Annotated in this window: 5 protein-coding genes; 4 read left to right on the top strand and 1 reads right to left on the bottom strand. The window is 72.8% G+C overall.

Annotated features, from left to right (window positions below):
* Positions 1-60 precede the first annotated feature (60 nt).
* Positions 61-474, bottom strand: a complete 414-nt coding sequence (locus TR46_RS21070) for an ArsR/SmtB family transcription factor (protein ID WP_084718790.1) — start codon at positions 472-474, stop codon at positions 61-63.
* Positions 475-899: 425 nt separating this feature from the next.
* Here TR46_RS21070 and nicT point away from each other — a divergent pair, with 425 nt between their 5' ends.
* The 4 genes from nicT to TR46_RS42470 all read left to right on the top strand — a co-directional run.
* Positions 900-2,003: a Nickel transporter NicT gene (nicT, locus tag TR46_RS21065; RefSeq protein ID WP_042403562.1), complete on the top strand. Its 1,104-nt coding sequence runs from the start codon at positions 900-902 to the stop codon at positions 2,001-2,003.
* A gap of 249 nt (positions 2,004-2,252) precedes the next feature.
* On the top strand, positions 2,253-3,350 hold the full coding sequence (locus tag TR46_RS21060; protein WP_236655417.1) for a family 2 encapsulin nanocompartment cargo protein terpene cyclase: 1,098 nt from the start codon (positions 2,253-2,255) through the stop codon (positions 3,348-3,350).
* Positions 3,347-4,234, top strand: a complete 888-nt coding sequence (locus TR46_RS21055; protein ID WP_042403560.1) for a geranyl diphosphate 2-C-methyltransferase — start codon at positions 3,347-3,349, stop codon at positions 4,232-4,234. Before TR46_RS21060 ends, TR46_RS21055 begins: the two co-directional genes overlap by 4 nt.
* A gap of 168 nt (positions 4,235-4,402) precedes the next feature.
* Positions 4,403-6,267, top strand: a 1,865-nt coding sequence (locus TR46_RS42470) for an ATP-binding protein (protein WP_161790173.1), incomplete at its 3' end; no start/stop codon positions are given.

Below are 6,267 nucleotides of genomic sequence, written 5' to 3'. Positions count from 1 at the left end.
GGCGTGAGCGGAAAGCAGCGGTGGGCGGCGGGCGCCGCCGGCGGTACGGACCCCCCGGGGTCAGCCGCCGGCGGCGGCCCGTTCCGTCGTTGCGGCGGAAGCCGCTGCCGCCGCTGCCGCCGCGGGCGCTCCCAGTGAGTCGAGCAGCGCGGCCGTCCGGGCGTCGGTGAGCCGGTAGCGGACGACGCGCCCGTCCTTCTCCGGGGTGACCGTTCCCGAGGCGCGGAGCAGCCGCAGCATCTGGGAGACCGCGGTGTCGGCGATCCCGGTGGCGATGGCCAGGTCGGTGACGGCGATCGGGCCGCCGTGGTGCACCGCCAGCAGCAGCGCGAGCCGGCCTGGCTCGCCCAGCAGCGCGAAGCGCGAGGCCCACTCGGCGATCCGGGCGGTGTCGCCGATGCCCTCGATGGCCTCGCAGACGGTGTGCTCGTCGATGGTGCGCCGGTGCGCGCGCTCCTCGGGGACCAGATGCATGCGCCCCACTTCACCGCAGAACCGGAGTGAGATGCAACACCTGCACAGCTGTGCAGGCTTGTTGATGTGGCCCCGCGCCCCTACGGTGGTTCAGCCGTGGTGTTCGGGAAGACCGGTGACCTGCCCTCAGGGGCAGCAGACCGGAGCGGCCCTCGCCACTGTGATCGGGAAAGCTCCGCACCGTACCTGCCCCTCCACCGGGGAACAGGCGGCCACTGGGCGCGTTCGCGCACCTGGGAAGGCCGGGAGCGGGGCACTTCTCCGGTCGACCGCAGGGGAGTCCACCCTTCTCACGCCCGCCACGCGCGGGATTCACGTGGGGGTACGGGGTCGCTCCCCGGGAGATCGGAGTACCCGTCAGCCAGGAGACCGGCCACGGCACCGCACGACCACTGTCCACGAGGTGCTGGAGAGGCTGCCCCTACATGACCATGCCCAAAACGCCCATGGCGTCCGAGAAGTCCGCTCTGCCGGTGCTCCGCTGGGAACGCCGGGACTGGATACGCACCGGCGGACTGATGGCGGTGATCGCCGCCCTGCATGTGGTCGCCTTCGGGATCCTGGCCGTCATGGTGGCCCCGCACCACTACACCGTCGGCAAGCAGGTCTTCGGCCTCGGGCTCGGCGTCACCGCCTACACCCTGGGCATGCGGCACGCCTTCGACGCGGACCACATCGCCGCCATCGACAACACCACCCGCAAGCTGATGGCCGACGGCAAGCGTCCGATCTCGGTCGGCTTCTGGTTCGCCCTGGGCCACTCCACCATCGTCGTGGTGCTGGCCGCGGGCATCGCCGCGGGGGCCCGGTTCGCCGGCACCGTGACCGATGACTCCTCCAGCACCCACCAGGCCCTGGGCGTGGTCAGCACCAGCGTCTCCGGCGGCTTCCTCTACCTGATCGCCGCGCTCAACCTGGTCTCCCTGTTCGGCATCCACCGGGTGTTCCGGGCGATGCGCCAGGGCCAGTTCGACGAGCACGAGTTGGAGAAGCACCTGGACAGCCGCGGCTTCATGAACCGCATCCTGGGCCGGCTCACCAGGTCCATCACCCGCCCCGGCCAGATGTACCCGATCGGCCTGCTCTTCGGCATCGGCTTCGACACCGCCACCGAGGTCACCCTGATGGTGATGGCCGGCTCGGGCGCCGCGGCCGGGCTGCCCTGGTACGCGATCCTGTGCCTGCCGCTGCTGTTCGCCGCCGGGATGAGCCTGTTCGACACCCTCGACGGCACCTTCATGAACTTCGCCTACCACTGGGCGTTCTCCAACCCGGTGCGGAAGGTCTACTACAACCTCACCATCACCGGCCTCTCCATCGCGGTGGCCTTTCTGATCGGCACCATCGAACTGGTCGGGGTGCTCCACGACCAGCTCGGTCTGGACGACCCGGTCAGCAACTGGATCTCCGGCGTCAACCTCAACAACGTCGGCTTCGTCATCGTCGGACTCTTCGTCGCGGTGTGGGCCTGCGCGCTGGGCTACTGGCGGCTGGCCAAGGTGGAGCACCGCTGGTCGCAGCCCGGCTGAACTCCCTGGCAAACCCCGTCCGGCGGTGGTGAATTCCGGGCGGCACGCCCTCTCCCGCTCCCATTGCGCCGGGTTTTGCGCACCATGGTTCGCCGACGCCCGATTCGGATGCCCAACCCCAGGAAATCCTTGTTCCAGGGGGAGTTGACATCCATGGCACATCTGAGCGAAGGAGACCGTGTGGCGCTTTTCGACCGCGTTTCCCAACCCGGTCCGGAATTGCCGGCGATCGAGCATGCCCGTTCCAACGTGATCGGGACCGGACCGACCGGATTGGGCACCTCCGCGGCGCGCTTCCCGCACGCCCGTCGCCCCACCGGGGACGAGCCGGACCGGGCGAACGAAGCGAACGGCACAAACCAGCCGGCCGCGACGGCTGAAGCCCCCGTCCGGGTCCCGCCGCTGCACTGCCCCGACGCCGTGCGCGACGACCCCGCGCTCGGCGAGGAGGTCAACAACCGGCTGGTCGACTGGGCCGAGGAGGTCGGACTGTTCCGGGGACGGCTGGAGCGGCTGCGGTCGCACCAGTTCGGACGGTTGTTCATGCTCGCCCACCCCGACTGCGACGACCCCGACCGCCTGCTGGTGGCGGCCCGCTGCGGGCTGGCCGAATGGGCCGTCGACGACCACTGGGTCGACGAGGGCGAGGACACCACCCCCGAACTCCTCGGCCACCGGCTGGCGCTGACCCATGCGGTGGTGGACCCGGTCCGGCTGCCGGGCCGGTATCTCGCGCAGTTCGAGCAGGTGGTCCGGCAGGAGCCGGTGCTCCGCGCCTTCCGCTCCTGCCTGGACCACCTCACCGGGATCGCCACCCCCACCCAGGTGGCCCGGCTGCGGCACGAGCTGGCCGTGATGTTCGTGGGCTACTCCCAGGAGGCCCAGTGGCGCTCCTCCGGCCGGACCCCGGCGGTCTGGGAGTACCTGCTGCACCGCTACGAGAACGCCTTCTTCCCCTGCATGGTCCTGATCGACCCGATCGGCGGCTACGAGCTGCCCGCCCACGAGTTCGCGGACGCCCGGGTGCGCCGCACCTACCTCTACGCCGGCACCGCGAGCGTGCTGCTGAACGACCTCTACTCGATGAGCAAGGAAGACCCCACCGACACCAACCTGCCGAACCTCATCGCCGCCGAGGAGCAGTGCTCGCTGCAGGAGGCGGTCGACCGCACGGCTCGGATCCACGACGAGCTGATGCACACCATCGAGGCGGAGGCCGCCCTGCTCAGCGCCGTCGGCTCGCCGCAGCTCCGGCGCTTCCTGGCCGGGCTGTGGGCCTGGATGGGCGGCAGCAAGGAATGGCACGCCACCAGCCCCCGCTACCACGCCCCCGCGGCGCAGTCATGACCCCCGAACCCGACCGGAAGGCATCCGACTTGACCACCACTCAGGACTCCCCCGTCCTCGCCAGCCCCTACCAGCGCTCCGTCGCCTCGTACTGGAACGCCGAGCGGAACCCGGTCAACCTGCGGCTGGGCGAGGTGGACGGGACCTACCACCATCACTACGGCATCGGCGAGGCGGACCGGTCCGTGCTGGAGGGCCCCGAGGAGACCCGCGAGGAACGGACCGTCAAGGAACTGCACCGGCTGGAGTGCGCCCAGGCGGACCTGCTCGCCGACCACCTCGGCCGGATCACCCCCGAGGACCGGCTGATGGACTCCGGCTCGGGCCGCGGCGGCGGGAGCTTCGTGGCGCACCGGCGGTTCGGCTGCCGGGTGGACGGCGTCTCCATCTCCGAGACCCAGGTGGCCTTCGCCAACGAGCAGGCACGGAAGGCCGGGGTGGCCGACAAGGTGCGGTTCCACCTCAAGAACATGCTGGACACCGGCTTCGAGTCGGGCTCCTTCCGGGGCATCTGGAACAACGAGAGCACCATGTACGTGGACCTCTCGCTGCTGTTCGCGGAGTACTCCCGGCTGCTGGCCCGCGGTGGCCGGTACGTCACCATCACCGGCTGCTACAACGACACCTACGGCCTGCCGTCCCGGGCCGTCAGCCAGATCAACGCGCACTACATCTGCGACATCCACTCGCGCGGCAGCTACTTCCGCGAGATGGCGGCCAACCGCCTGGTCCCGGTCAACGTGGTCGACCTCACCGCCGCCACCATCCCCTACTGGGAGCTGCGCGCCCGGTCCTCGCTGGCCACCGGCATCGAGGAGGCCTTCCTCAGCGCCTACAAGGACGGCAGCTTCCAGTACCTCCTGATCGCCGCCGACCGGGTCTGACACCCCCTCCTACCGGCGCCCCCTACCACCGGCACTCCGTACTACCGGAATCATTCGTATGCCTTCTTGACGCCGCGCCCCCGGCGCGCTGGGATTCATTGACGGTTCAATGTCAGGTCCATGGCGTGGTGGGGGCGCGGCGGGGTACCCAGGAGGACGGACGGTTCCATGCAACCAGTACCGAGCAGCGGCACGCCTCCGATCGGCCGGGACGCGCTGCTCACCGAGGCCCGGGCCGCGCTCCGGCCGGACCGGGGACTGTTGCTCACCGGGCCCGCCGGGATCGGCAAGAGCGTGGTCCTGGACGCCCTCGCCGCGGAGTCCGCTGCCGCCGGAGGCCTGGTGCTGCGCTGCGGGCCGGTGCCGGAGGAGTCGGTGCTGCCCTACGCCGGCCTGTGCGACCTGCTGTCCGGGGTGCCCGCCGACCTGCTCGCGCAGCACCCGCCGCTGCTGCTGCACACCCCGCCGACCGCCCCGCAGGAGCGGCTGGCCCTGCACACGGCCGCGGTCCGGCTGCTGCGGACGCTGGCCGCCGAGGCCTCCGTGCTGCTGGTCCTGGACGGGCTGCAGGACCTCGACCTGCCCAGTGCCGCCCTGCTCTCCTTCCTGACCCGCCGGGCCGGCACGCTGGCCGTCACCGTGGCCGCCGCAGAGCGGACCGGCTCCGGCGAGTCGGCCCTGCGCAACCGGCTCTGCCCGCCGACCGCGGTGGAACTCGCCGTCCCCCCGCTCGCCGAGGAGGCGATCGAGGAGCTGATCAGCCGTCACGGCACGGCGCCCTCCGCCAGGGAGCTGCGCCGGATCCAGCAACTGGCTGCCGGGAACCCCTTCTACGCACGGGAGTTGGCCCTCGCCACGGCCAACCGCCGACGTTCGGACCGGAGCCGCTGGGCGGCTGAGGAGCCGCCGATCCCCCGGCGGCTGCGCAATCTGCTGCTCGCCCCCACCCGCGCCCTGCCGCCGCGGTCCCGCTCCGCGCTGCTGCTGGCCGCCTGCTCGCCGGAGCCCACCCTGGGCCTGCTGCACGCCGCCGGCGTCGCCGATCCGGTCGCGGCGCTGGCCGAGGCCGAACGGCTGGGCCTGGTCGGCGTCGCCGCCCACGGCCGCATACGGTTGCGGCACCCGCTGCTCGGCGCGGCGCTGCGGGCGGAGGCGCTGCTGCGGGAGCGGATCGCCGTCCACACCGCCCTGGCCGAGGCCACCGCGGAGCCCGTCGCCCGGGCCCGGCACCTGGCGCTGGCCCGCCCCCGCGAGGACGCCGAGGTCGCCGACGCGCTCGCCGCGGCGGCCGATGTGGCCCGGCACCGCGGCGAACCCGACACCGCCTACGAGCTCACCGCCCTCGCCGCCGAGCACACCCCCGCGGCCGACCGGCAGCGCCGCACCGCGCGGCTGCTGGCCGCCGCGGCCCACGCCGCCGACGCCGGACGGCACGAGGACGCCCGCAGCGCCGCCGCCGGAGTGCTGACCGACTCGGCCGACCCGGCCGAGCGGGTCCGGGCCCGGATGATCCTGCTGGAGACCGTGGGCCAGGCGCTGGACGAGGCGGGCGGGCTGATCCAGGGCGGCCTGGCCGACGCCGGGGAGGACCCCGCGCTGCTGGCGCCGCTGTACTTCTGGTCCGCCGTCCGGGAGTTGCTGGGCGGCCGGACCGGCACCGCCGCGACCGAGGCGCAGCGGGCCGCCGCCCTCGCCTTCACCGCGCACGACCGGGCCACCCGGGTGGAGGCGCTGGGGCTGGTCGCCACCGTGCAGGGGCTGCGCGGCAACCCGGTGGCCGCCGACGCGGCCCTGGAACTGGCGCTGCACCTGGCCGCGGCCGAGCAGAGCGGCAGCCTGCTGCGCCGGCTGGCGCTGGCCCAACTCGACGCCGACCGGGTGCCGCAGGCCCGGCGCCGGGTCACCGCGCTGCTCGACCCGGGGGCCGGGGCCGAGGGGGTGGAGGACACCCTGGCCACGCTGGTCGCCCTGGTCCGGATCCAGACCCGGGCCGGGGAGTGCCGGCAGGCGCTGGCCACCGCCGAGCGCTGCAC

This window comes from Streptacidiphilus carbonis (assembly GCF_000787775.1).
In the GTDB taxonomy this organism is placed as follows: Bacteria; Actinomycetota; Actinomycetes; order Streptomycetales; family Streptomycetaceae; genus Streptacidiphilus; species Streptacidiphilus carbonis.
Note: the sequence above shows the minus strand (reverse complement) of the source record. Positions and strands in the feature narration are given on the sequence as shown.